The organism is Arthrobacter sp. V1I7 (assembly GCF_030817015.1).
Lineage (GTDB): Bacteria > Actinomycetota > Actinomycetes > Actinomycetales > Micrococcaceae > Arthrobacter.
Window position 1 is genome coordinate 4,434,438 of sequence record NZ_JAUSYS010000001.1, and the last position, 24,142, is coordinate 4,458,579.

Annotated in this window: 25 protein-coding genes and 1 pseudogene; 18 read left to right on the plus strand and 8 right to left on the minus strand. The window is 66.9% G+C overall.

Annotation, left to right across the window (positions count from 1 at the left end; translation table 11 throughout):
* Positions 1–20 precede the first annotated feature (20 nt).
* The 4 genes and pseudogenes from QFZ69_RS20460 to QFZ69_RS20475 form a co-directional block, all read left to right on the plus strand.
* A pseudogene (locus QFZ69_RS20460) lies at positions 21–194 on the plus strand (DUF1684 domain-containing protein); the annotation flags it as partial.
* Positions 191–1,426, plus strand: coding sequence for an LLM class flavin-dependent oxidoreductase (locus QFZ69_RS20465; protein WP_306914036.1), 1,236 nt, complete (start codon positions 191–193; stop codon positions 1,424–1,426). The pseudogene QFZ69_RS20460 and the gene QFZ69_RS20465, both read left to right, overlap by 4 nt.
* A gap of 11 nt (positions 1,427–1,437) precedes the next feature.
* Positions 1,438–2,868: an NtaA/DmoA family FMN-dependent monooxygenase gene (locus tag QFZ69_RS20470; protein WP_306914039.1), complete on the plus strand. Its 1,431-nt coding sequence runs from the start codon at positions 1,438–1,440 to the stop codon at positions 2,866–2,868.
* Positions 2,869–3,079: 211 nt separating this feature from the next.
* Positions 3,080–4,864 (plus strand): thiamine pyrophosphate-requiring protein, encoded by a 1,785-nt coding sequence (locus QFZ69_RS20475; RefSeq protein ID WP_306914041.1) that lies wholly within the window; start codon positions 3,080–3,082, stop codon positions 4,862–4,864.
* A gap of 2 nt (positions 4,865–4,866) precedes the next feature.
* Here the strand turns inward: QFZ69_RS20475 and QFZ69_RS20480 are convergent, their stop codons facing one another.
* Complete coding sequence (locus tag QFZ69_RS20480) at positions 4,867–5,853, minus strand: ABC transporter substrate-binding protein (RefSeq protein ID WP_306914042.1); 987 nt, start codon at positions 5,851–5,853, stop codon at positions 4,867–4,869.
* Positions 5,854–6,107: 254 nt separating this feature from the next.
* On the opposite strand from QFZ69_RS20480, the gene QFZ69_RS20485 reads away from it, so the two are divergent.
* Entirely contained in the window at positions 6,108–6,653 is a 546-nt protein-coding gene (locus tag QFZ69_RS20485) for a hypothetical protein (protein ID WP_306914044.1), read from the plus strand.
* Between the two features lie 5 nt (positions 6,654–6,658).
* Positions 6,659–7,318: a hypothetical protein gene (locus tag QFZ69_RS20490; protein ID WP_306914046.1), complete on the plus strand. Its 660-nt coding sequence runs from the start codon at positions 6,659–6,661 to the stop codon at positions 7,316–7,318.
* Here QFZ69_RS20490 and QFZ69_RS20495 read toward each other — a convergent pair.
* Together QFZ69_RS20495 and QFZ69_RS20500 are read right to left on the minus strand one after the other, a co-directional pair.
* Positions 7,315–7,623 carry an antibiotic biosynthesis monooxygenase gene (locus tag QFZ69_RS20495; RefSeq protein ID WP_306914048.1) on the minus strand — a complete coding sequence of 103 codons (309 nt, stop codon included), beginning with the start codon at positions 7,621–7,623 and terminating at the stop codon, positions 7,315–7,317. The two genes, QFZ69_RS20490 and QFZ69_RS20495, sit on opposite strands and share 4 nt — an antisense overlap.
* Before the next feature lie 196 nt (positions 7,624–7,819).
* Positions 7,820–9,232, minus strand: coding sequence for a PLP-dependent aminotransferase family protein (locus tag QFZ69_RS20500; protein ID WP_306914050.1), 1,413 nt, complete (start codon positions 9,230–9,232; stop codon positions 7,820–7,822).
* Here QFZ69_RS20500 and QFZ69_RS20505 point away from each other — a divergent pair.
* From QFZ69_RS20505 to QFZ69_RS20515, 3 genes are all read left to right on the plus strand, one after another.
* Positions 9,231–10,172, plus strand: coding sequence for a DMT family transporter (locus QFZ69_RS20505; protein WP_306914053.1), 942 nt, complete (start codon positions 9,231–9,233; stop codon positions 10,170–10,172). The two genes, QFZ69_RS20500 and QFZ69_RS20505, sit on opposite strands and share 2 nt — an antisense overlap.
* A 60-nt stretch (positions 10,173–10,232) precedes the next feature.
* Complete coding sequence (locus tag QFZ69_RS20510) at positions 10,233–10,856, plus strand: FMN-binding negative transcriptional regulator (RefSeq protein ID WP_306914055.1); 624 nt, start codon at positions 10,233–10,235, stop codon at positions 10,854–10,856.
* A 334-nt stretch (positions 10,857–11,190) separates the two neighbouring features.
* Complete coding sequence (locus QFZ69_RS20515; protein ID WP_306914056.1) at positions 11,191–12,312, plus strand: phosphotransferase; 1,122 nt, start codon at positions 11,191–11,193, stop codon at positions 12,310–12,312.
* A gap of 126 nt (positions 12,313–12,438) precedes the next feature.
* Here QFZ69_RS20515 and QFZ69_RS20520 read toward each other — a convergent pair whose 3' ends face one another.
* Positions 12,439–13,902 carry a YdiU family protein gene (locus QFZ69_RS20520; protein ID WP_306914058.1) on the minus strand — a complete coding sequence of 488 codons (1,464 nt, stop codon included), beginning with the start codon at positions 13,900–13,902 and terminating at the stop codon, positions 12,439–12,441.
* A 252-nt stretch (positions 13,903–14,154) separates the two neighbouring features.
* On the opposite strand from QFZ69_RS20520, the gene QFZ69_RS20525 reads away from it, so the two are divergent.
* Both QFZ69_RS20525 and QFZ69_RS20530 read left to right on the plus strand, forming a co-directional pair.
* Positions 14,155–14,439: a hypothetical protein gene (locus QFZ69_RS20525; protein ID WP_306914060.1), complete on the plus strand. Its 285-nt coding sequence runs from the start codon at positions 14,155–14,157 to the stop codon at positions 14,437–14,439.
* A 139-nt stretch (positions 14,440–14,578) separates the two neighbouring features.
* The gene (locus tag QFZ69_RS20530; RefSeq protein ID WP_306914062.1) at positions 14,579–14,845 is read left to right on the plus strand and encodes a hypothetical protein; all 267 of its coding nucleotides are present in this window, start codon (positions 14,579–14,581) and stop codon (positions 14,843–14,845) included.
* Positions 14,846–15,093: 248 nt separating this feature from the next.
* Here the strand turns inward: QFZ69_RS20530 and QFZ69_RS20535 are convergent, their stop codons facing one another.
* Both QFZ69_RS20535 and QFZ69_RS20545 read right to left on the minus strand, forming a co-directional pair.
* Positions 15,094–15,240 (minus strand): hypothetical protein, encoded by a 147-nt coding sequence (locus QFZ69_RS20535; RefSeq protein ID WP_306914064.1) that lies wholly within the window; start codon positions 15,238–15,240, stop codon positions 15,094–15,096.
* Between the two features lie 497 nt (positions 15,241–15,737).
* Complete coding sequence (locus QFZ69_RS20545; RefSeq protein WP_306914066.1) at positions 15,738–15,950, minus strand: hypothetical protein; 213 nt, start codon at positions 15,948–15,950, stop codon at positions 15,738–15,740.
* 510 nt (positions 15,951–16,460) lie between these two features.
* On the opposite strand from QFZ69_RS20545, the gene QFZ69_RS20550 reads away from it, so the two are divergent.
* Complete coding sequence (locus tag QFZ69_RS20550; RefSeq protein WP_373461744.1) at positions 16,461–16,808, plus strand: hypothetical protein; 348 nt, start codon at positions 16,461–16,463, stop codon at positions 16,806–16,808.
* A 153-nt stretch (positions 16,809–16,961) separates the two neighbouring features.
* Positions 16,962–17,897 (plus strand): polyphosphate kinase 2, encoded by a 936-nt coding sequence (gene ppk2 / locus QFZ69_RS20555; RefSeq protein WP_306914068.1) that lies wholly within the window; start codon positions 16,962–16,964, stop codon positions 17,895–17,897.
* A gap of 48 nt (positions 17,898–17,945) precedes the next feature.
* Here ppk2 and QFZ69_RS20560 read toward each other — a convergent pair whose 3' ends face one another.
* On the minus strand, positions 17,946–18,530 hold the full coding sequence (locus tag QFZ69_RS20560; protein ID WP_306914071.1) for a heme-binding protein: 585 nt from the start codon (positions 18,528–18,530) through the stop codon (positions 17,946–17,948).
* A 215-nt stretch (positions 18,531–18,745) separates the two neighbouring features.
* On the opposite strand from QFZ69_RS20560, the gene QFZ69_RS20565 reads away from it, so the two are divergent.
* Together QFZ69_RS20565 and QFZ69_RS20570 are read left to right on the plus strand one after the other, a co-directional pair.
* Complete coding sequence (locus QFZ69_RS20565) at positions 18,746–19,939, plus strand: sensor histidine kinase (RefSeq protein ID WP_306914073.1); 1,194 nt, start codon at positions 18,746–18,748, stop codon at positions 19,937–19,939.
* Entirely contained in the window at positions 19,936–20,562 is a 627-nt protein-coding gene (locus QFZ69_RS20570) for a response regulator transcription factor (RefSeq protein ID WP_306914074.1), read from the plus strand. The genes QFZ69_RS20565 and QFZ69_RS20570 overlap by 4 nt, the downstream gene beginning before the upstream one ends.
* 24 nt (positions 20,563–20,586) lie before the next feature.
* On the opposite strand, the gene QFZ69_RS20575 is transcribed toward QFZ69_RS20570, so the two are convergent.
* Positions 20,587–21,891: a serine hydrolase gene (locus tag QFZ69_RS20575; protein WP_307000397.1), complete on the minus strand. Its 1,305-nt coding sequence runs from the start codon at positions 21,889–21,891 to the stop codon at positions 20,587–20,589.
* Positions 21,892–22,106: 215 nt separating this feature from the next.
* Here QFZ69_RS20575 and QFZ69_RS20580 point away from each other — a divergent pair, with 215 nt between their 5' ends.
* Genes QFZ69_RS20580 through QFZ69_RS20590 form a run of 3 tightly spaced genes read left to right on the plus strand, consistent with a single transcriptional unit; the run spans position 22,107 to position 24,066 of the window.
* The gene (locus tag QFZ69_RS20580; protein WP_306914077.1) at positions 22,107–22,433 is read left to right on the plus strand and encodes a helix-turn-helix transcriptional regulator; all 327 of its coding nucleotides are present in this window, start codon (positions 22,107–22,109) and stop codon (positions 22,431–22,433) included.
* The gene (locus QFZ69_RS20585) at positions 22,430–23,158 is read left to right on the plus strand and encodes a cation diffusion facilitator family transporter (RefSeq protein WP_373461745.1); all 729 of its coding nucleotides are present in this window, start codon (positions 22,430–22,432) and stop codon (positions 23,156–23,158) included. The genes QFZ69_RS20580 and QFZ69_RS20585 overlap by 4 nt, the downstream gene beginning before the upstream one ends.
* Positions 23,155–24,066, plus strand: a complete 912-nt coding sequence (locus QFZ69_RS20590) for a cation diffusion facilitator family transporter (protein ID WP_306914079.1) — start codon at positions 23,155–23,157, stop codon at positions 24,064–24,066. The genes QFZ69_RS20585 and QFZ69_RS20590 overlap by 4 nt, the downstream gene beginning before the upstream one ends.
* The last annotated feature ends 76 nt before the right edge of the window (positions 24,067–24,142 follow it).

Genomic DNA, 24,142 nt, shown 5'->3' on the forward strand with positions numbered 1-24,142 from the left:
ACAGCCTGCGGGCGGGCTACAGCGGAACGCCCGCAACCGACGGGACCGTCACCCTCGACTTCAACCGGGCAGTAAACCTGCCCTGCGCCTACATGGACCTCGCCACCTGCCCGCTGCCGCCGGCGGAAAACCACCTGCCGGTCGCTGTCGAAGCGGGCGAGCAGATTCCCTCCGAACGTCAGGACGCCTCATGAGCACTTCATCCTCCAGCCGCGGAGCCGGCCCCTCCGCGCCCCGAGCTTCTCCACCTGGCACTGCCGGACCCGGCCGGGGCCTCCTGCTGCTGGAGGTCGACGGCGCCGGCGGCCATCCCGCCGCATGGCGGACCTGCACAGCACCCGCGTCGGTACTGACCCCGGTCCGGCTACGCGCAGTGGTGCTCGCGGCCGAAAACGCCGGCTTTCACGCCGCGACGTTCAGCGATCCCTCCCCGTCCAGCGACGGGAACGGCAAGGACGCCGCCGCGGGGCTGAACGCGTTGCAGCGTGCAGCTTTCGCCGGCCCCATCACCCGCTCAATCGCGCTGATCCCGGAAGTGGACACGGTCTACACCGAGCCGTTCCACGTCTCCACGCAGCTCGCCAGCCTCGACTACGTCTCCGGCGGCCGGGCCGGCTGGCTGGTGGCGGCCTCGACCAGCCCGGCCGACGCCGCCGCCGCCGGACGGAACACCGTGCGCGGGCACCGTGTGGGGCAGGAAGCCGCCGACTCGATCGAGGCCGGCCGCAGGCTCTGGGATTCCTGGGAGGACGATGCGGTGATCCGGGACGTCCCCACGGGGCGCTATCTGGACGTGGACAAGCTGCACTATGCCGATTTCCACAGCACGCCGGATGCTGACGGAAGGAACTACTCCGTCAAGGGCCCGTCCATCATTCCGCGCCCGCTGCAGGGCCAGCTTCCCGTGCTGGCACCGGCCGGGCTGCTCGCCCCGGAGGCCGTGGCCGGCGGCGCCGTCGATGCGCTCCTGGTCTCGGCGCCCACGCCGGAACTACTCGCCGCCGAACTCACGGCCACCCGCGAGTCCCTCAGCGCCGCTCCCGCCACACCCGGCGGCCCGGCCCTGATCGCCGAGCTCGACGTCGTCCTTGACGCCCGCGGCCAAAGCGCCGTCGGGCGGCTCGCCCTCTTGGACGGGCACGCGCGCTGGCGGAGCCCGCGCGCCCGCTTCGTCGGGACGGCGGCGGAACTGATCGAGCTGCTCGTGGAAGTGCTGGCCGTGGCGGACGGGATCCGTCTGCATCCGGCCGTGCTGGACACCGACCTGGAGGAACTGGCCAGGCTGGTCCTGCCGGAACTGCGCCTCCGCGGCGTCCTGGCCCCGGTCGAACGGGACGCCACTTTCCGGGAGCAGCTCGGCCTCACCCGACCCGCCAGCCGTTACGCCCCGAAGCCCGCCGCATTCACCGCCAGCGCAGGAAACTAAAGGAGAACACCGTGAGCCACCCTACGATCCCGGTCCGGGAATTCACACCGTCCGGGCAGCTCAGCCTCGGCGTGTTCTTCCAGGGCGTCAACTCGGGGACCATCTGGAAATCGGCCGACTCCGGCTCCCAGACGGACTTCGAATCATTCCGTCGGATCGCCCAGACCGCCGAACGCGGGCTGTTTTCGGCGTTTTTCCTCGGCGAAGGCTTGCGGCTGCGCGAGCACCTGGGCAGGCCGCACGCCCTCGATGTCGCCGGTCGCCCGGATGCGCAGACGGCGCTGGCAGCGTTGGCGGCCGTAACCACCAATATCGGGCTGGTGGCCACCCAGAACACCACCTACAACGATCCTGCGGACCTGGCCCATCGGCTCTCATCGCTGGACCTGATCTCCGGGGGACGCGCCGCCTGGAACATCGTGACCACGGACAACGCGTGGACCGGCGCGAACTTCCGCCGGGGCGGCTACCTCGACCACGCGGACCGCTATATCCACGCGGAAGCGTTCGTGGAGACCGCCAAGCGGATCTGGGACGCCTGGGACGAAGGCGCCATCGCGTCCTCGCCGTCGGAGCCGCACTGGGCAGCCGCCGGCGCGGTCCGCCGCGTGCAGCACGCCGGGCAGCATTACACCGTGGAGCTCACGCCCCGGCTGCCGCGCAGCGCCCAGTACCGCCCGGTCCTGTTCCAGGCCGGGGATTCCCCTGATGGCAGGGACTTCGCCGCACGGCAGGCTGATGTCATCTTTTCCGCGCACCCCCAGCTGGAGGATGCCCTGACGTTCCGCCGCGACATCGTGAAACGCACGCTCAAGGCCGGCCGCGCCGCCAATGACGTCAAGATCATGCCCGCGAGCGAGTTCATTCTGGCCACCACGCCCCAGGAAGCTTTGGACAAGAAAACCTGGGTGCGGAGCCTGCAGATCGGCCCCCAGCAGGCCATTGCCTACCTTGAGCAGTTCTGGGGCCGCGAGCTGCAGGACTTCGATCCGGACGGCCCGCTGCCGTCCATCGACCCGGTGGTGGAGGAAACCTCGGAGACCCGCGGCAGTGGCTTCCACGGCGCGAAGGCCCGGCAGCTGGCCGACCAGTGGCGTGCCGAGGCCAAGGAAAAAGGCCTCTCCATCCGCCAGTTCGTCACCGCAAAGACCACCCGCGGCGACTCCACCTTCACCGGTTCCTACACAGAGGTCGCGGACCGCCTCGTGGAGTATGCCCGCACCGGCGCCGTCGACGGCTTCAACATCTCCCCGTGGCTCATCCCGAGCGGGCTCGATGACATCGTCAACCATCTGGTTCCGGCCCTGCAGGAACGCTGCATCTACCCGACGGAATACGCCGGTACCACGCTGCGGGAAAACCTGGGCCTTGCGGCGCCGGTCCGCTCCCCGCACCTCACGTCCGACCAAAACGCAGCTTCCTCCGCCGCGGCACGGGGGTAGGTGGTGGACGACGGAGACTCCGGCGGCGAGCCCGGCGGCCGGGGAAGCCGCGAGGAGGGGACGGTCCGGCTGCAGCTGACCGTCTGGGAGCAGCTCCTCTAGTCAGTTACACCGGCGTGCGGGTTGGGGCCGGCCCTCGACACGTTCCGGGGTCGCCGCTAGGTTGTGGAGGGAACCCAAAAACCCCGCAGTCCCGGAACTGGAGGCACCCATGGCCGAAAGAGTTGTCGCTGATGTAATCGTCGATCGCCTGAAATCCTGGGGTGTGGACCGCGTCTTCGGCTACAGCGGCGATGGCATCAACGGCTTCATGGGTGGCCTGCGCCGCGCCAAAGCGGACATCGAGTTCGTGCAGGCGAGGCATGAGGAGACTGCCGCCTTCATGGCCGTGGGACACGCCAAGTACACGGGCCGGGTCGGCGTCGTGACCTCCACCCAGGGCCCCGGCGCCGTCCATCTCCTCAACGGACTCTACGACGCCAAGCTCGACGGCGTGCCGGTGGTCGCGATCGTCGGGCAGCAGACGCGCAGCGTGCTGGGCTCGGCCTACATGCAGGAAATCGACCTCGCGACCCTGTTCAAGGACGTCGCCGCCCAGTTCGCCCAGCAGGTGAGCACCCCGGAACAGCTCCCCATGGTCCTGGACCGGGCCTTCCGGACAGCCTTGGCCACCCGCTCCCCCTGCGTGGTGATCGTCCCCCATGACATCCAGTCCGCCCCCGCCCCGGAGCTGGCGCAGGAACACGGGATCGTGGTTACCGCGCCACGGTGGGGCACCGCCGTCGCCGTCCCCCGCGAGGAGGACCTGGACGCCGCCGCGGAAATCCTCAACGCCGGTGAAAAGGTGGCGCTGCTGGTGGGGCAGGGCGCCCGGCATGCCCGGGACGAAGTCGTGGCCATCGCCGAGAAGCTCGGCGCCGGGATCGCCACCAGCCTGCTCGGCAAACCCTACGTGGACGAGACGCTGTCCTTCGCGGTCGGAACCATGGGACATCTGGGCAGCACCGCGAGCGCGCACCTTCTGGGCAACTGCGACACCCTGCTCATCATCGGTTCCAACGATCCCTGGACCGAGTTCTACCCGCCTCCCGGCGCCGCCCGGGCCGTCCAGATCGACCTCGACGAGCGCAAGATCGGCAACCGGTACCCGGTGGAGGCCGGCCTGCCGGGCGATGCCGCACGCACCCTGACGGCGCTGATGGGACGGCTCCGGCAGCGCGATCCCGCACCGTGGCGGGAGGACGTCGAAGGCGAGGTCCGCAGCTGGCACCGGCTTCGCGGCGAGCGGGCCGCGGTTCCGGCGCGGGCCGTCAACCCCGAACGTGTCGTTCGTGAGCTCAACGGGCGGCTCCCGGAAAACGCGATGGTGAGCGTCGACGTCGGCAGTTGCGTGTACTGGTATGCCCGCCAGCTGGTGCTGCCGCCGGGCGTTCCGGCGCACCTGTCCGGAACGCTGGCGAGCATGGGCTGCTCCCTCCCCTACGGGCTGGCCGCGAAGTTTGCCTACCCGGACCGGCCGCTCGTGGCGTTGTCCGGTGACGGCGCCATGCAGATGGCCGGCGTCGCGGAACTGATCACCGTGGCCCATCGCTGGCGCGACTGGCAGGATCCGCGCTTTGTCGTCTGCGTTTTCAACAACCGTGACCTCGCCGAGGTGACGTGGGAGCAACGCGAAACCGAGAGCGAACCGAGATTTCGGGACAGCCAGGAACTGCCCGACTTCCCCTTCGCGGGCTACGGCGAGCTGCTCGGCCTGACGGGTATCAGGGTTGAAGCTCCAGAGCAGCTCGCCGACGCCTGGGAACGTGCCTTTGCAGCGGACCGGCCGGTGGTGCTCGAGGTATTGACCGATCCGGATGTCCCGCTGCTGCCACCGTTCCCCGCGGGCGGCGAGAAAGCCGGGAGCATGCGGACCGCCCTCGCCGCCGAAGGCGAGGACGGCCGCGGCGCTTCCCGGCTGCTGGAGATCTACACCGCCCAGGAAGAGAAGCAGTAGGGCTAGTTCTTGGGCAGGCCGGCCGGGTTGAGCTCGGACTTCGTGACGGCCTCGGTGCTCAGCCCCCAGCGGTCCAGGATTCTGGCGTAGCTGCCATCCTCGATCAGGTGGTTCAGTCCGGCCGTGGCGGCGGCGGCGAAGCCGTTGCCCTTTTTGGTGGTGGCGGCGATGCTGGCCTTCAGCGGCCAGCCGCCGTCCACGAGTCCCACCAGCTTGGTCTTGGCGTCCGTCGCCGCCTTGAAGGCTGCCGTCGCGTTGGGTCCGAAGCTGAGGTCCGCCCGGCCCGACTGGAGGGCCAGCTGGGAGGCCGAGTCGTCGTCGTAGTACTGGAACTCGACCGGCTTCAGGCCCTTCTCCTTGTTCTCCTCGTCCCAGCGCAGCAGGATGGATTCCTGGTTCGTGCCGGAATCCACAATGACGCGCTTGCCGGCCACGTCCTCTGCCGTCTCTACCTTGGTGATGTCGCTGCCGGCGGTGGCGTAGAAGCCCAGCTTGTCGTCGCGGTAGCTGGCGAAGTCGAACTTGAGCTTGCGCTCCTCCGTCACGGTCACGTTGGACAGCACTGCTTCGTACTTGCCGGAGTCGACGCCGAGCGGCCAGTCGCCCCAGGCGGTCGGGACAATCTCCGCTTCCAGGTCCAGCGACTGGGCCAGTGCGACGGCGATGTCCACCTCGTTGCCCACCGGCGTCTTGTTATCGGTCGCGTACACCGCCAGCGGGGCGGCGAAGGGGCTGACGGCGACGGTCAGCTTGCCGTCCTGCTTGATGGCTTCCGGAACGAGCGCGGCGGCTTCTGTGCTGACGGTTACCGGCACCCGGTCCTGTTGCGGCGAGAGGTTGAACTGCCTGACGCCGGAAGACACGGCCGTCGCAGCCGGGTTGGCTCCTGAGGCAGCGGACGCGCCCGGATCGGAGCAGGCCGTCAGGCCCAGCAAGGCGGTGGCCGCAAGGGCCGCGCAGACGCCGGATAGACGTGTGGTTCTGGACATTTGTTCTCCTGGAAGTTCCGGATAGGTGCTGATGCCAGCAACTATCCGGGGCCGCCGGAAACCGGTCAAAGCGCCCCGAAACCAAGGGATACCGGAGGTCACGGCGCTTCATGAGAGCATCGCGGAGATTAACCGGCGGGGCTCAGTGTTACCTGAGATTGCCCAGCGTGACGCGCTGGGAAGAAAATCTGCGCCCCAAAGCATAACTGACCTAGCCTGCTAAGTAAGCCCGCGGAACACAGGAGGTGTGGGACTTGCCGAAGACCACGCGCCGGACAAATCACCGGCTCAGCATCGATGCGCCAGGCGAGCTGATCTTCCGCATGTTGCGGGACTCCTCGCACTGGCCCTACCTGGACGGACTCACGGTGTACTCCGAGCGGGTCAGCGGTGACGATTGGAGTCATGAGCTGCGGACCTCCGTCGTGTTCAACGGTTCCCTGAACTCGAGCCACTGCCACCGGAGATTCATTGATGCGGAGCTCCGCGCCGAGTTCCGTCAGCTTGGGCTGGAATTTCCGCTGCTGCATCTCGGCGGCGGCTGGTCGATCCGCCGGTTCGAGGGGTTCTCCGAGGTCACGCTCGACCATGAGTTCGAGGTGGACGAAAATGCCGGGGACCTCCCCGAGCTGATCCACAGCAGCATCGACGAGTACAGCCGGCGTGAACTGGAGGCGTTGCGGCTGAGCTGCGAGCGCCTGGCGCTGCTGCTGCAACAGCACATCGGGAGCACAGCCGCACCGGCTGTCGCCCACGCTGCTGCATCGGCATCGGCATCGGCATCGGCACGGAAAGGGTAACTTCGATGGCGGAAGACAGATTCACCACCGAACGGGACGGCTTCGGGCGTCTCCTGGCGGACCGCGAAGTCTGGCGGCAGGCGGCCACCATTCCTGCCGCCGGCGAGCTGACAGCGCGCTGGCTCGAAGGCAGGAGCGAGTACCAGCCGGGCACCTTTGCGCCGGGTTTCGACGACGAGACCCGGTCGATCGCCGTCGAGCTCGCCCAGCTGAACCGCAACGGGCTGTTCACCAAGGAATCCCAGCCGGGCGTGCTCGCCGAGGGACATGCCCAACGTGCCTACGTGACGGGCTTCTGCACGGTGGAGTCGGCGGCCGCGCTCCTGGAGCTTTCCGGCCGGACCGGCCTGGTCACCGTGGCCCATGCCCCCGGCGAAGACAGCCAGGCTTCCATCCCCGTGACCCTGAGGGACCATGAAGTCGTGACCGTGCTGGGCAGCAGCGAGGGCCCGGTCGGCGACGATCAGCTCCGCGACTGGGCCGAGGAGGCAAATGACAGCCTGGCGCTGGTACTGGCCGAGTCCTGGTACGTCGAGATCTTCGATCCGATCTGGGGACGGAACGGTGTGCTGTTGCCCGCGGTGCTCGGAGCGCTGACGAACGGAGCGCTGACGAACGGGGAGCTGACCGACGGGGAGCCTTCGGACCGGGCGCCGGGCGGCTAGGCAGTATCGCGCCCGATGCTGGCGGCCTCGTCCAGGGTGTGCGGCTCGAAACGTTCCAGCAACCCGTGCATGGACTCCAGGGCCTGTTTGTACATCGACGAGGCCCGCCACTGCTCAATTTGTTCGATCGATTCCCACGGTCCGGTACTGATGAACCGGTTGGGCACGTCGTGGTCGTGCATCAGCACGGCGTTGGCATGCGGGAAATCCTCCTGGGTCTTCCTGGCCAGATCCCGCCAGGCCTGCACGAAATCGTTCTCACGGCCCGGGTGGACCAACCAGATTCCAAGCGTATAGACCGACACGTCGACCGCCTCCTTGTTTGCGCTGGGTGGATAGTCCTGATTATGTTCCCGCCGCCGGGAACACGGTAGGGTCCATTTACCCGAGGGGCCGGAGCCCGTTTTCCCGGCGAGGTGGCAGACGGGATTCATACGGACTGACCTGTGGTGCGGCGTCGGAACCGCTCCTGGCAGAGCTCGGCACGCGCAAGCAGCGACCTTAGCGGTTTTGGCGTCGGAGGGCCTGTCCGATGATGCGTGCGCCCTCCGGGAAGGCGCCGGGATTGGGCCCGGCATAGTTGAGCCGGATAAACGGGCCTTCCGGTTCTGCCGGGAACCACTCGCTGCCGGCGGCAATGATGACTCCGGCGCTTTCACAGTCGCGGGTGAGCTGCTCGAGATCGGTCCCGTCGGGCAGGCGGGCCCAGAGGTTCAGCCCTCCCTTTGGAATGCGTTCGATATGGGCCTGCGGGGCGTGCTCCCGCAGGCCCGCGACCAGCAGGTCGCGGCGTGATTGGAGCTGGTGCCGCAGGCTGCGCAGGTGCGTCTGCCAGCCGGGCTGGGTGACGACATCGAGCGCTGCGGACTGCAGCAGGCCGCTGACATACATCGACTCAGCCGCGCGGTCCGCAAGAATGCGTTCACGTGCCGGGCCGCGCGCGATCACGGCGGCCACGCGGATGGACGGGGACACGCTCTTCGTCAGCGAGCGGAGGTAGATGACGTGGCCCGAATCGTCGCGCGCCGCGAGCGGCACGGGCATAGTGGTGATACCGAAGTCATGGGCCCAGTCGTCCTCCACGAGGAACGCGCCGTACCTGCGTAAGACGTCCAGGACCTGCTCGCCACGCCGCGCGGGCCACTGCGCTCCGGTGGGGTTCGCGTAGTTGGGTTGGGCATAGAAAACGCGAGCTCCGCTCTCCTCGAAGGCACGGGCCAGCTCTTCCGCGTCCGGGCCGTCGGGCCCGCTGGGCACCGGAATGACGCGGACTCCCGCTTGCGCGGCAGCCAGGATGGCTCCCCAGTAGGTTGGGGATTCCATCAGCAGGGGCTGCCCGTAGCCGACCAGCGCCCTGAAGATCGAGCTGAGGCCGCTCTGGCTCCCCGGCAGCACGACGACGTCGCTCGGTGTTGGCGGCGTGACCCCCGCCGGGGTCGAGGAGCCGAGTTCGTGCGCGAACCAGGACTGCAGTTCGGGAAGCCCCGGCGCCGGCGGGCGGGACAAGGCAGCGTCGCTCCGGGTTGCCCGCGTGAGTGCCGCCCGCACGAGGCGCTCCGGCAGCAGGTCCCGGTCCGGGTAGCCGGAGTGGAACGCGATGACATCGTTCGTTGTGCTGCGCATGGTGGTGGAGGCCGAGCGGGGAGGCGCCTGGGGTGAACCCAGCGCCGCCGTCTGCCAGCCATAATCTGCCGGCCGCGCGGTCCGGGCGGCCCGGACGAAGGTCCCGACGCCGGGCCGGCTCTCGATCAGGCCCTGGGTGGTGAGTGCCTGAAGGGCCTTCTGCACGGTCACCGGGCTGGCCTGGTACTCGGCCACCAGCGACCGGGTGGATGGCAACCGGGATCCCGGCGCGGCCCCGGCAATCCATTCCCGTAGTCGCGTCGCGATCCGCGAACTGCTATCGTTGTTCATGAGAGACAATAGTAGCGCTACTACGCTTGTTCGCCCAGTGATACTTTCCCGGCAGCCCACCGGCCTGTGGTGGGGCCTTCTCGGAGTAGCGGCGTTCTCGTTGACGATCCCGTTCACCAAGGTGGCGGTCGCGGGATTCTCGCCGTTGTTCATCGGGTCCGCCCGTGCGGTGATGGCCGCAGTCCTCGCCGCCCTGGCCCTCTCACTCACCCGGCAGCGGCTTCCCCGCGGCGTGCAGTGGACGCGGCTTGCCGTGGTCGCCGGCGGGATCGTCGTGGGCTTCCCGCTGCTCAGCTCATTCGCCCTCACGACGGCGCCCGCCACCCACGGCGCTGTCGTTATCGCGCTGCTTCCGGCCGCGACGGCGACGGCCGCGGTTCTCCGTGCCCGCGAGCGTCCGCGGGCAGCCTTCTGGATCGCGACAGCCATTGGCGCGCTGGCGGCGATAGCTTTCGCCTTCGTGCAGTCCGGAGGCTTCGGGCAGCTGCACTGGGCGGACCTGCTACTCCTCGGCGCGGTCGTGGCCGCCGCCGTCGGCTACGCGGAAGGTGGCCTGCTCGCACGCGAGCTGGGCGCGTGGCAGACCGTGTCCTGGGCACTTGTCCTCGCATCCCCCCTGATGGTGATTCTGACGGCGCTTTCCGCGGCCCAGCATCCGCCGTCGGGCACTACGGCCCAGTGGACCGCCCTTGCCTACCTCGGCGTCGTCAGCATGTTCCTCGGCTTCTTCGCCTGGTATCACGGCCTGGCCATCGGCCCCATGGCCCAGGTCAGCCAGATCCAGCTCATCCAGCCCGTACTCAGCATCTGCTGGGCCGGACTCCTGCTGGGCGAGATTTTGACCTGGACCACGATCATCGGCGGCCTCGCCGTCATCCTCTGCGCCGGCGTCGCTGTCCGCGTGCGGCAAAACCCGCCGCACGCGAAGCCGAAGCCCTGACGGCACGGAGCAAGGTCCACCATCCAACACACGAACCTCCATCCATAAAGAAAGCGACCCATGTACACCCCAGCGCACTTCGCAGCAGACCCGGAAGCAGTCCAAGCCCTCCTTGCCCGGCCGGCCGCGGCCAATCTGGTCACCATGACCTCGCAGGGCCTCCTCGCCACCCTGCTTCCCTTCGTCTTCGACCCATCGGCCGGTGAACACGGCGCGCTACTTGGGCACCTCGCCCGGAACAACGCCCAGTGGTCCGAACCCGCGATCGGAGAGGCCCTCGTCCTCATCCAGGGCGCGGACGCCTACATCTCGCCCTCCTGGTACGCCTCGAAGGCCGAACACGGGCGCGTCGTCCCGACCTGGAACTACTCCACGGCCCATGTCTACGGTCACCTCGTTGTCCACGACGACCCGGCGTGGCTGGACAGCCTTGTCAGGCGGCTGACCGCCCTCCACGAGGCCGGCTCAGAGCGTCCCTGGGCCGTGGACGATTCGCCCGAGCGCTTCATCGCCGGCCAGCTGCGCGCCATCGTCGGCGTCGAACTGCTCATCACCAGAATCGAAGCGAAGACAAAACTCAGCCAAAACCGGCCGGCCGCGGACATCGACGGCGTCGTGGCCGGACTTGCTGCCCGGGGGGACGCGGCGAGCGCCGCCGACGTCGCGCGGGCCAGGCGCGAATGAACTGACCGGAATCCCGGCCGCGCCTAAGATCTGCGTGCCGACTGAGACTTGACCCTCATACCGGCGCCGGTGCCGGGGCCGGCGCCGGTGCCGGTGCCACCATTCATGAAAGTACCTTCATGATCCCTTCATCGCTGCCTCATTTCGATGGTTCATGCTGGGCAGACTAAGCGGCTTGCGTCGGACGAACTTGCAGGGGTTAGGGCTCGGTAAACATGGGTGGAGAGAGCTTGTCAGCGGCGCGGGGGCGGCAAGGGGCGCCGAGTCCCGGAACTCCGCCGTGTTCCCGGGAGACGTCGGGTTGGCACCTCTCCCGGATCGAGGAGCTGATCCCATGACAGGCTCCTCCACGATCCCCCGGTCGGCCACCGACGAAACCGGCGCCAGCTGGCAGATTCTGCGGGCGTGGCCCTACCGGACGCCGGGAGACTTCACCCTGGAGGTCCAGGCACCGGGACGGCCCGGCGTCCGGGGAGCCCGTCTGCGTGAGGGGCACTTTGAGCTCATCCCGCTGGACGATCCGCGGCTGCCTGCCTTGCGGGCTGAAGCCCAACAGGGGGTGATCGTTCGGTACATGCCGTACAAGCGTGCCGTCGTCCGGGCGGAGGGCCGGTACATTAAGATTTTCCGGCCCGGCAGCGCCACCGTGCCGGCCGAACGCTGCGCACAAGTGGACCTGCTGGTGAATGCTGGCACCTTCATCACCCCCAGAATCCTCCGCCGGAGCTCCCAGGACGTCATCGAGTTCAGCTCCATCCCTGGACCGACGCTGAACGAACTCGGTGAGGACAACTCCACGGCGGGCGATGAACAGTTCGTCCAGGCTTGGCAGAAGTGGTCGCGGGCTTGGGTCGCGCAGCTGAACGGTCGCCATGACACTGCCCAGCAAGGCGTTCTTAACAGCCTCCCCCTCCGGTCGGCCGAGGTGCAGGCGGCGGACGTCTGGCGACGGGCGAACCGCTGGTTGCGCCAAAATGAGGGCGTCCCGGGAATATCGTCCCAGCGCAGGATCATGCTCGCGAGGGCAGAGCAGGTGGCGACAAACCTGCTCGGGACGCGACAGGATCCACTCGTCTGGGCGCACGGGGACCTTCACGATAAACAAATCATTGCCACTGCCGGGCCATCCCCGCTCGGACTACTGGACTTTGACGGAACATCCCGGGCCGAGGCGGCCCTGGACCTGGCCGGCTTGGACGTCCATCTGGAGCTTCACTTACGACAGGACCGCCTCACCCGCCCCCGCTACCTAACGGCTCACGAGCAGGTGCTGACCGCCGCGGAGGATCTCCATGTCAGCCCTGGACGGTTCCACGCCTACTCGGACGCCATCTGGTTCCGCTTTGCCTCTTCCCCGCTGCCGGGCCGCACGTCCCTGGCCCTCGCCGTTCTCGAGGAGCGGGCGAATGACTCCAGCGCCGCCACAACGAGGACGGCTCAGTTGGAAATTAAGTGAGCTACGAGATCGACATCCGGATCGAGGAAATCGACGGCAACGGGATCGGCGTGTACTTCGCCTGACCGAAGCAGGCTGGCCCTCCCGGTCGCCCTGCTGGTCCGCCAACGCCACCGCGGCTGCGGATCAGGTTCCGCAGAACGTCCGGTAGGCTCCGAAGCTTTCCGGCGCGGCGGCGGCATACCGCTCGAGGCCGGGGCGCTCGTCGTAGGGGGCAGTCACCGCAGACAAGAGCCGAGTCAGCGGGTCCAGGTCTCCCCCGGTAGCGGAGGCGAGGGCCTCTTCGACGAGGTGGTTGCGCGGAATATAGACCGGGTTGACCCGGTCCATTGCGTCGGCGTCAGGGCCCAGGGCGCGCCAGCGCACCGCCCAGGCATCAAACCCTGACGGGTCGAGGAACATGGCGCGGGCGGCTTCGGCCCGGCCGCGGGCGGCCGTGCCGAGGCTTCGGAAGAACGAGGTGTAGTCAACCTGCCCCTCCTGCAGGAGGGCGAGCAGTTCGTCCACCAGAGCCGAAGCCTCGTCGTCGTCGTGATTGCCGGGGAGTCCGAGCTTGGCCGTCATGCCGGCCGACCAGGCCGCGCTGTACTGCCGGCGGAAGGCGCCGAGGGACTCCACGGCGAGCGCGATCCCCTGCTCCTCGTCCTCGTGGAAGAGGGGAAGGAGTGCCTCTGCGAGCCGGGTGAGGTTCCACTCGGCGACCACCGGCTGATTGCGGTAGGCGTAGCGCCCGCCCTCGTCGATCGAACTGTAGACCGCGGCCGGGTCGAAAGCCTCCATGAAGGCACACGGGCCGTAGTCGATCGTCTCGCCCGAGATTGTCATGTTGTCCGTGTTCATGACCCCGTGGACGAAGCCGACGAGCATCCACTGCGCCACCAGCGCCGCCTGGGCCGTTATCACCGCCTGGAACAGCGTGAGGTACGGGTGCCCCGCCTCCGCAGCGTCGGGGTAGTGGCGGGTGATCGCATGATCCGCGAGCCGGCGGAGGAGGCCCAGGTCGCCCGTGGCCCGGGCGTACTGGAAGCTGCCCACACGCAGATGGCTGCTCGCGACCCGGGTGAGCACGGCTCCCGGTTGCAGAGTCTCGCGGTACACTGAGCGCCCTGTCGCCACGACGGCGAGGGACCGTGTCGTGGGAATGCCCAAGGCGTGCATCGCCTCACTCACAACATACTCCCGCAGCATCGGCCCGACGACGGCCAGGCCGTCGCCATTGCGAGCGAAGGGCGTGCGCCCGGAGCCCTTGAGGTGGACGTCGCGAAGGCGGCCGTCGGCGTCGGCGATCTCACCGAGCAGGAGGGCGCGCCCGTCGCCGAGACGGGGGGCGTACCAGCCGAATTGGTGTCCAGCATAGGCCTGCGCCACCGGAGTGGCCCCGAGGGGGAGCAGATTACCGGTCAGAAGCCGCAGTCCCTCGGGGCCGCGCAAGGAGGCGGGGTCGAGGCCCAGCCCGGCGGCCAACGGCTCGTTGAGCACGAGCAGTCGCGGGTCCGGGGCCTCCTCGGCCTTCCAGGGAAGGGCCATCTCCGCCAAGTCCCGGGCGAAGTGACCGTCAAAGGCGACGACTGACTGGGCTGCGGCACTCATCCTTTAACAGTACCCGTGAACCGCTACGCGGCATCCTGTTTCCGTGGCGGCAGGAGTGCGGAGTCTTCCGCTAAGGTCCACCCCCTTGACAACTCCGCCGTCGTTCGGGCATATCTGAGACGGTCGCCGGGCCAAATGAGACGTGACGTGTTGGCCCTTACTGGCGAGAAAGCGGAATGAGAAGCCACCGCAGTGTTACAGAGGCACTAACTTCTGGAAGCACTGATTCGTCGCAGATTGCAGGAGGTTCCGATGCTGGAGAAAAACGATGAACTGTCCCTCGCCCCGGAGGAGGTGGCGGCCGCCGTGCGCCTGGCCGACGAGGCCCAGGCAAATCTAAGGGATCTGGCCATGTTGGTGGTCCGCCGACTAAGCGGCAGGCCCGACCCGGGTCAAACCGCGTCAGACATCCCCCGGCCCCAATACTGGGCAGAACTCATGCCTGCGCCGGACGGCGGCACTTTGTGGAAACTCCATGAGGGAGACCAGTGTCTCGGTGTTTACGACTACGATCGGGGGGTCTGCCGCCCCTGCTGAGGGGTCAAGAGATGCCCTTGAGCGGTATGCCGGCTAGACCGGACACTGATGACGAGACGCGTGGATAACGCTGATAATGGGCATCCGTCATGCACAACAGTCATAGCAGCAACAATTCAAGATCAGCCATGGAGGAATTGTGAGCGGAACGACGTCTATCGAGAAGTTGTGGGACCAACTGGATCCGAAGACCCAGGAGTGGCTGAGAGCCAATCCGGGAAGCGTCGTGCTCCCACGGAGCGTGACTGCGGTCATCCATAAGGCCATGAGCGACGGTGACAGGCTGGACGGAACGGAACGAAACGACCGGCTCAGTCTCTCTGCGGAGGATCACGCCTTCATCAAGTCCATGGCCAATTCCGCACCCGTGGGCCATCCGGTCTCCATGACCCGGTCCACCACCTGACCACAGGGGGACCTCGACCGCGCGCTGAGGCGACGGCTTTCGCTACTCCCTTTGCTGTCCCTCAGGGCGCTTGGAAGTGCGCTCAGCGGTCTGGTCTCGCAGCGGCGGCCCTGGCAAGATCCAACGCCTCGCCCGGACCGCCGCCTACCCCGGCTTCAACGGCATGGTCGCGAACCTTACCGCCGTGGTAGATCCACGTGTACTCCCATTTTCCCCCGCCCCGGAAGTGACGTTTGGCCTGTTTACCGTTACTTTGTACGGGTCAGAACCGCCGGTGCCTCGGAATCCGTCTTTGCGGTGCGGCGCGCGCTGACGTCAGCCGGGACCATGAGGACCAGTACGGCCAGCAACGCGGCGGCCAACATGACGGATCCGCCGGTATAGGCAATGGCCATACTGTAGGCGCCCGTGGTAGGGATGTTATTCCAACCCGGCGCGGGTGGCGTCATCGAGAGAACTCCACCAGGTTAGTTAGCGGGGGTGTGACCGTAAAGGTCCGGCCGTCACGGAGGCAGGGTCGATCCGAACGAACTGGTCTTTGCGTCCCGCCTCCCAGGGAAAGAGGGGCAGCCCCACCGTGTCGAGGACCTCTTCGGTCCGGCTCACGGCGGCGGCCTGCCCTTTCACCACGACACTCCACCCACGCGACGCCCGATTCTGCATCGACACCGTCAGCCTCCAGCGTGACGGGAGTTTCGCCCAAGGCGGCATCCAGTTTGGTTCCGCTCCGGTCCTGAAAACCAAGGTTCCATGATCGACTGTTTAGTTGCCAGGAAAAATGTCCGGGTGGTCTTTCACCCAGACGGCCACGTGGCCCACCGATACGCGGCGCAACATCTCCCAGCACTGGTGGGTGTCGAGGACCTCTTTCTCTGGCGATGGTGCCTTATCGTCATGCTGTCGCTTCGCGTGACTTAGCCAGGATGAAGTCTCTATCCTCTGCTGTGAGCACGCTTTCGCCGTGCACGTCGACCACGGCGTTTTCGCTCGATTCTTTGTTGAAGATAGACGTCAGGGTGCGCGGCAGGATCATGCATCCGGGGTTGTCCATAAGCCACTGCTGCGTGGTCGGAGCGAGCATGTGCCATTGTTCCTTGATGTGCATGTCTATCACTGCTGCCTTTCAGGCATCGGTTCGGCGAAAGGACCGGGCAGGCTTTTCGCTGACCGGGAGATGCGTGCGATGACATCGGGCTGTCCGGATACGGACTGTCGACGCCCTCCCTCAGACCTCTGTTCACTTGAGGCAGGACCGAGGGGGTTCGAGGAATCCAGCGACGGTGAGTACGTCCTGGTCGATACTGCAGAGCCACTTAGTCGACGGCGGACGGGAGAACCCCTTCGTTGTCCGTTACTTCCTCCACCCTATGGGTTACGGGGCCTAAAGGACCGTCCAGCAACATGACAAACTGCCTGTCAATTCCAAAGCACTGGTGCCGGACAAAACTTTGGACCGGATCGGTTTCGGATGTCCCCATCGGACCAGGGTGGACACTGTCGGCAATGGTCGCGAGGAGAGCCAAGGATGCTGCAATGAAGTGCGAAGCATGAACCAGCCGGGAAAAAGCCCAGAATCGTCGTCGGAATAGACGGCAGCCCCTCGTCGATACTGGCCTTGCGTTGGGCCGGTGCACTCGCACCCCTGCTGGGGGCGGAAATCAGGGCTGTGACGGCGTGGGAGTTCGAGATTCCCACCGGCCACTGGACCCCCGCTGTCGCGAACCCGGATCGCGTCGCCCGGGGTGCGTGCTCTGAAGCCGTCAGCAAGGCACGCAGGGCGTCTCTGGCGTCGTCGACGTCCACAAAGGAATCCGGGGGGCACCAGACGCTCTCAAGTATCCGTGCGCTCACTCTGAGGGAATTCTTCCCGTCAACGGCCACCATTGGTCCCGGCATCATGCCGTTGATTCTAGGCCTGGACTGCGACGATGCTCGCCGACTCGCTCCCGGCGTGGGCCTCTAACGGTCCGGCGGGCAACTCCTGGGTCCATCCCTATCGTGAGCCCTACCTGTCGGCTTAGGCTGGTCGCATTCTATGAACTCAGTGAAGTATCGACGGCGGCCGGCACCTTGCGCTGCCGATGGGGGTTCGGCGACGACGGAGGGAGGCCCCGCGATGGCGCAGACGAACAGGCCATGGACGCCCGAGGATCAGGCCTGGCTCCGGGAGAACCTCCGGGAGGCCATCGACCATCTGGTGGAGATGGGATATACGGTGCGCGGGGGGCAAGGCGAGGACCCGGAATTGATCCACCCCGGCGGTTCGGCCGTGGAAACATGGCGGGAGGACTACCCGTACGACGAGCGGATGTCCCGTGAGGAGTACGAGCTGGAGAAATACCGGCTGCAGGTTGAGCTGCTGAAGTTCCAGTACTGGGGCCAGGACCAGGACCTCAGGAACGTGATCGTTTTCGAGGGTCGGGACGCGGCCGGGAAGGGCGGAACGATCAAGCGCTTCACCGAGCACCTGAATCCCCGCTCGGCCAGGGCCGTGGCCTTGAACAAACCATCCGACCGTGAACAGGGCCAGTGGTACTTCCAGCGCTATGTCGAGCACCTGCCCACGGCCGGGGAGATCGTGATGTTCGACCGCTCCTGGTACAACCGGGCGAACGTCGAGCGGGTCATGGGCTTCTGCACGGCCCAGGAGTACGACACGTTTATGTGGCAAGCGCCGGTCTTCGAGAGGATGCTGGTGGACTCCGGGATCCACTTGACCAAGTTCTGGTTCTCGGTAACCCGCCACGAGCAGCGCACCCGCTTCGCTATCCGGCAGATCGACCCGGTGCGGCGCTGGAAGCTTTCACCGATAGACCTGGCCTCCTTGGACCGGTGGGAGGACTACACGGAAGCCAAGGAAGAGACGTTCCTGCGCACCGATACCGACCATGCGCCGTGGATCACCATCAAGTCCAATGACAAGAAGCGGGGGCGGATCAACGCCATGCGCTTCTTCCTCAACCAGTTCGATTACGAGGACAAGGACACCTCAGTGGTCCACGAGCCGGATGCCCTGATCGTCCGCCGCGGCCGCGACGCCGCCGGCGACTAGGAACGCCGGATACCCCGTTCATGAGGCAGTCCCTACAGAAACGCCTGCCTACTTGGCGGCGCCCGGTGCCGCGCCGACGATGGCTTCCGCCCCGGCTGTGGCGCAGGCTTCGTCCAGCATGCCGTCCGGAGCGCCGCCCACGCCGAGGCCCGCCACGGACACCCCGTTCACCTTGAGCGGAACGCCGCCGGCCAGGAAGAGGGTGCCCGGGAGGTCCGCGATGCTTGGCCCGTTCCCATTGATGCGCTTGGCCAGCTCGCTCGTGGGCGCCCCGAAGGCCGCGGCGGTATACGCCTTCTGCCGGGCCGCTTCAATGGTGTGCTCTGCCGCGTTGTCTCCGCGGAGAAGGGCCTGAACGGTGCCGAAGCGATCGACCAGTGCCACGGTCACGAACGGCAGCTTGTCGGCCTGGCACTTGGCGAGGGCAGCCTGGACCGCAGCAGCCGAAGCACCGACGCTGATGCGGTTTTGTGCAATGACACTTTCCGGCACTGGCTGGATGTCGGCGGCGGGAACAGCCGCCGGCGCGGACCCGCCCGGGTTGGTCCCGGCATTGGCTGCAGCGCTCAGCCCTCCGGTCAGGAGCAATGCTCCGGCAACAGCAGCGACGGTGATTTTGTTGGACTTCTTCACAGGTTCTCCTCGGAGTGCGGTCTAGGGGTTTTGCCCCGGGTTGATGTTCCGGGCCCAAATCAATTTTTTCCGACCCCGGCCGGGTGGGCATCGGGCGTTGGTCTGCGGCGGCCTCCCCCATCAGGCCAAGGCTGTCAGCCAAAAGGCTGAGAGACCAGCAACGGCGCGGGCCCTAGCATGGTGAGTAGCACTCCATCCACCGGAACCGGATCCCTATGCCTCCCTCACCATCCAACCCGCCGGAACCAGCCCAGCACCGAAGCGCCGCCGGCAGGAGCCCGCTGGGCGGGATTGACGCCGTCGTTCATCTGGGTTTTGCCGTGCTGGTGGTGGCATCGGCGGCCCGTTACGGGATGCGGCACAGCCCCGCTGACAACCTGTGGGTCCTGGCTCTCGCCGCGGCGGTGTGTTCGCTATACGCCTTAATCGCCGTGCTCGCGCAGCGGCGGCGCCCATGGGCCGTATGGATGTTTGTCCTGGTGGCGCTCTGGGCGGTGTTGGTGATCGTGGCGCCGAGCTTTGCCTGGTGCTCATTCGCACTGTTCTTCCTATGCCGGACGGCATTCACTGGCTGGGTGGCGTACGTCGCTGGAGGAGCGACGGCGTTGGCGACCGCCGTCGGGCTGTTCCGACTCGGCGGCGGCAACGATGTTGCCATGCTCCTGGGCCCGTTAGCTGTGGGCGTCATGCTGACCCTGATCTACGATCGCATCGAGCATGACGCCGCGGAGCAGCGCCGCTTGCATGCGGCGGTTTCGCTGGCACAGGGCCGGCTGGCGGCCACTGAACGCAGGGCGGGCAGCATCGAAGAACGTGCGCGTGTTTCCCGGGAAATCCACGACACCGTGACCCAGGGCCTGGCCAGCAGCATCCTTCTCCTGGAAGCTGCCAACAGGTCCTGGCCCAGCCCTGCCGCACGCGACGACGTCCGCTGGGCCAGCGGGATGCTGCGCCAGAACCTTGCGGACACCCGCAATCTGGTCCACGAACTCGCTTCCTCCGGGCCGGAAACGGCGCCACTGGCCGATGCCCTGCTCAAAGCAGCATCACAGTACCTACCGGACGTTCGCCTGCTTGTCACCGGCGAGCCCCGCCCCGTCCCCGCCGACGTCCGGCACGCCCTCCTACGGGTGGTCCAAAGCGCGGCAGCCAACACGAAGCTGCATGCGTCGGCGACCAACGCCACGGTGACACTGGGCTTCCTGCCGGGCGCCGTCACGCTGGATGTGTACGACGACGGCGCGGGCTTCGATTCGTCGTCGCTGGCGCCGCCGTCAGACGCCGGGGGCTACGGCCTACGGGCCATGCGGCAGCGAGTGGAACAGCTGGGCGGCGTATTCTCGGTGGAAAGCAGCCCCGGCGGGGGAACGATTGTGGCCGCGCAAGTGCCGACCGGGGAGGAAAAATGAGCACCATTACCGTGCTCCTGGTGGATGACCATCTGGTGGTCCGCAGCGGACTCAAAGCGCTTTTGGCAACGAAGCCGGATATTGAGGTGGTAGCCGAGGCGGCCTCGGGCGAGGAAGCCCTGGCTTTGGTGGAGCAACACGGCCCGGCCGTGGTGATGATGGACCTCGCCATGGGTCCCGGCATGGACGGCATCGAAGCAATCAAGCAGTTGCGCCGGCGCAACAGCCGGCAGGCGATCCTCGTGTTCACCACCTACGACTCCGATGCCGACATCGTTCGGGCTGTGGACGCCGGGGCAATGGGCTACCTGCTCAAGGACGCCTCACCCGAGGAGATATTCGCAGCTGTCCGCGGCGCAGTCCAGGGCAAGAGCGTGATGAGCGCACCGGTGGCCTCGCGACTCTTCCAGCAACTGCGCAACCCGGACGAAATACTGACCCCGCGCGAGGCCGAGCTGCTGAGCCTCCTGACCGAAGGACTCAGCAACCGTGAACTCGGCCAGCGGCTCTTCATCTCCGAGGCCACAGTCAAGACGCATCTGGCACACATCTACGCCAAACTCGGCGTCGAGACCCGTGCTGCCGCGATCGCCACAGCCATCCGCCGGGAGGGCATGCGCTAGGCCCAGGCAGGATGGGGAGATCCCCTAACCACGAGTAGGCGTCCACCGGAACTTGAGGCGGCAGCTCGCGTTCAGCGCAACCTGAGCGAGTCCCGTCATCTCCAGCGCGATGGCGTGGACGCGCGTGGGCAGGGGCGACGGCGGGTAGGCGACCGACATCGTGAGCCGGCGATTGCCGTCGGCACTGCTGATCGCGATGGTCCCGTAGCCTGGAACATCGCCGGAATGGCCATAGTAGAAGCCGTTGGTACACCTGTCATTCCATTGGTCCAAGCCAAGGCCGTAGCCGCCGTAAACGCGGCCCTTCATCTCGATGACGCCGGCCGGAGACAGCAGCTCGCCCCGCAGCAACGCAACATAGAAAGTGTCGATGTCTTCCACGGTGGAAATCATGCCCCCGGACGCGGATCCACTCTGCAGGGCGGAGTACGCGACGTCCACAAGTCCGCCGTCGACCAGTGTGTAGCCGTGGACCAGGTTGGCCGGGGCAGGGCCGTCGCCAATCATCGTAGTGGAGCGAAGACCCAGCGGTTCCACAATGTCGGCCCGCAGGACGTCAGCAAGAGGGATACCGCGGAGCCGCTCCACCAACAGCCCCAGGGCCACATAGTCCGAACGGGAATAGCTGAACCCCAACGGCTCGCGCAGCTGCCAGGGAACCGTGCCGGCCAGCGCGAGACGCTGCTCGGGGCTGATCGGGGTGGTCAGTACTTGCCGGGGCGGAGCCGACTCCAGCAGGGGAGCGTAGAAGTCGGGCATGCCGGACGTGTGGCCAAGGAGCTGGCGAACCGACAGGGGCCCGGGCGGGTGCAGGAGTCCCTCCAACTCGGGCAGATACCTGCTTATGGGGTCGTCAAGCGCCAGCCGGCCTTCATCCACGAGCTTCAGCACGGAAACCGCCACCATGGTCTGGGTGATGCCACCCACCTGCACTGGATCACTCAGTTGCACGGGGACGCCGCCGTCGCGGCTCCTGACGCCGACCGCATGCGACCACTCCTCGGGTCCGACTTTCGCCGCCATCAGAACGGCCGGCGCACCCGCCTCGAGCATCTCCTCGCTGTAAAGCACAAGCATCGCCTGGAGCTCCCGGAGGGAGGACGACGCCGGCGCTGTCGCCGTCGTCGCTGGTGGCGGGGGCGTCGCTGGTGGCGGGGGCGTCGGCCAAGTGGTCGCCGGCGGCGGGGCCGGCGGCGCTGGCGGGCTTGGCTGGAACGGCGTCAGTTCCGGCTCACCGATACAGCCGCCGAGGAGCAGTCCGACCACCAGTGCGGCACTGCTCATCCCCCTCGCCCGGTTGGGCGATCCGCCGGTGCGAGCCGCAGCCATTTAAGAACCTTCCGTCTGTCGGTCCGCAGCAGACGCCAGACAACTGCCCCCGACACTTTGATGCTCCCCCGGCTGTCCCGGTGCAGTCAAGATGCCCGTCCCTGGACCTGGATTCGGGGCGCAAGCGGACCTGACGCACGAGGGGAAATTCACCTGTTTTCTTGCCTTGCCGCCCTCGATTGCTTCGATACATCGGTGAATGTACCGTTGGGGGTATGGAAACGCTTACTCATGCCCCGGTGCTGGCAAGGTTCGGCTACGCGGTCTCTGATCCGACCCGGGCCCGAATTCTGCTCGCACTGGCCGATGAAGCGACCTACCCCTCAGACCTGGCCGACTCCATCGGTGTCTCTCGCCAGAGCATCTCCAACCATTTGACCTGCCTGCGCGGCTGCGGTCTGGTCGTGGCAGTCCCGGACGGCCGGCGGACCCGCTATGAGCTCGCCGATGCCCAGCTCGGGCACGCAATCAAGGACCTGATCGGCGTCGTGCTGGCCGTGGACCCGGCCTGCTGCGCACCGGACGGGATGTGCCAGGCATGATGGCCCTGCAGCTTGGACCCAACCCCGTCCGCCGCGCGGTCCTAAGCCGCCGGATCCGGCTGTTGGCCGCCGCGACGATCACATACAACGTCATCGAGGCGGTCGTGGCGCTCTGGGCAGGCAACCTGGCGGACTCTTCGGCCCTGATCGGCTTCGGACTGGACTCGGTCATCGAGGTGGCATCCGCCGTCGCCCTGTCCTGGCAGTTCAGCGCCAAGGACCCGGAACGACGCGAGCATCTGACCCTGCGGCTCATTGCCATCTCCTTCTTCGCCCTCGCCGCCTTCGTCACCGTGGATTCGATCCGGTCCCTGACCGGCGGCGGCGAGGCCCAGCACTCCACTCCCGGCATTGTGATCGCAGCCCTGAGCCTGGCCATCATGCCGATGCTGTCCTGGCTGCAGCGCCGCGCCGGCCGTGAGTTCGGATCCAGGACGGCGCTGGCCGATTCCAGGCAGACCCTGCTGTGCACCTACCTCTCCGCAGTCCTTCTGATCGGCCTGGTGCTCAATAGTGCACTCGGCTGGTGGTGGGCCGACGCCGGCGCGGCACTGGTCATCGCCGGAATCGCTGTCCGCGAAGGCATCAACGCTTGGAAGGGCAACGTCTGCTGCGCCGTCCCGCACACTGGCGTGGACACTGACGCGAAAATCGACGGCTGCTGCAGCAGCGCGCCCGCAACGGGTGTCCTGCCAAACAACAACACTTCAGGGAACCGTCCGTGAGCGGCCACCACCACCCCCACGACGGGGCGGGCCAGCGGGGCAAACTGATCGCCGTTTTTGCCATTACCTTCACCGTGATGATTGCCGAAATCATCGGCTCGGTCCTGACCGGCAGCCTGGCGCTACTGGCCGATGCCGGCCACATGTTCACCGACTCGGCCGGCCTGCTGATTGCGCTCATCGCCGCTTCGCTGGCCCTGAAACCGGCAACGCTGAAGCGCACCTGGGGTTACCAGCGTGCCGAGATCGTCGCGGCGGCCGGCCAGGCTGCCTTGCTGCTCGGCGTCGGCGGCTTCGTCATCGTCGAAGGTATCCGCCGGCTCTTCGAACCTCCTGAAATCGCCGGAACCACGATGCTCTGGTTCGGGATCATCGGCCTGGCCGGCAACGCCGTAGGCCTGGCCGTCCTCGCGTCCGGGCGGAAGCACAATTTCAACATGAAGGCCGCGTTCCTGGAAGTCCTCAACGACGCCCTCGGCTCGGTGGCCGTGATCGCAGCGGCGATCATCATTGCCGTCACCGGCTGGGTCCAGGCCGACGCCGTCGTGTCCCTGCTGATCGGTGTGCTGATCATTCCCCGTACCCTCAGGCTGCTGCGTGACACTGTGAATGTACTGATGGAAAATGCGCCGGCCGGCCTGGACCTGGCTAAGGTGCGGGAACACATCCTGGCCCTGCCGCACGTCATTGACGTCCATGACCTGCACGCGTCCCTTGTCGCCTCCGGGACGCCGGTACTCTCCGCCCATGTCACCGTCCAGGACACGTGCATGACCGACGGGCACGCCGCCAGGATCCTGGCGGATCTGCAGCGCTGCGTCGCCGAAGACTTCGATGTCAGCGTCGAACACTCCACCTTCCAGATCGAACCCGCCGCCCACCGCGACCAGGAAAGCATCCACCGCTGATGACACAGAGCACGGCCAGGACAGCCCCGAATTCGGACAATCCGGCGAAGAGGATCCGCCTGGTCATGTGGATCCT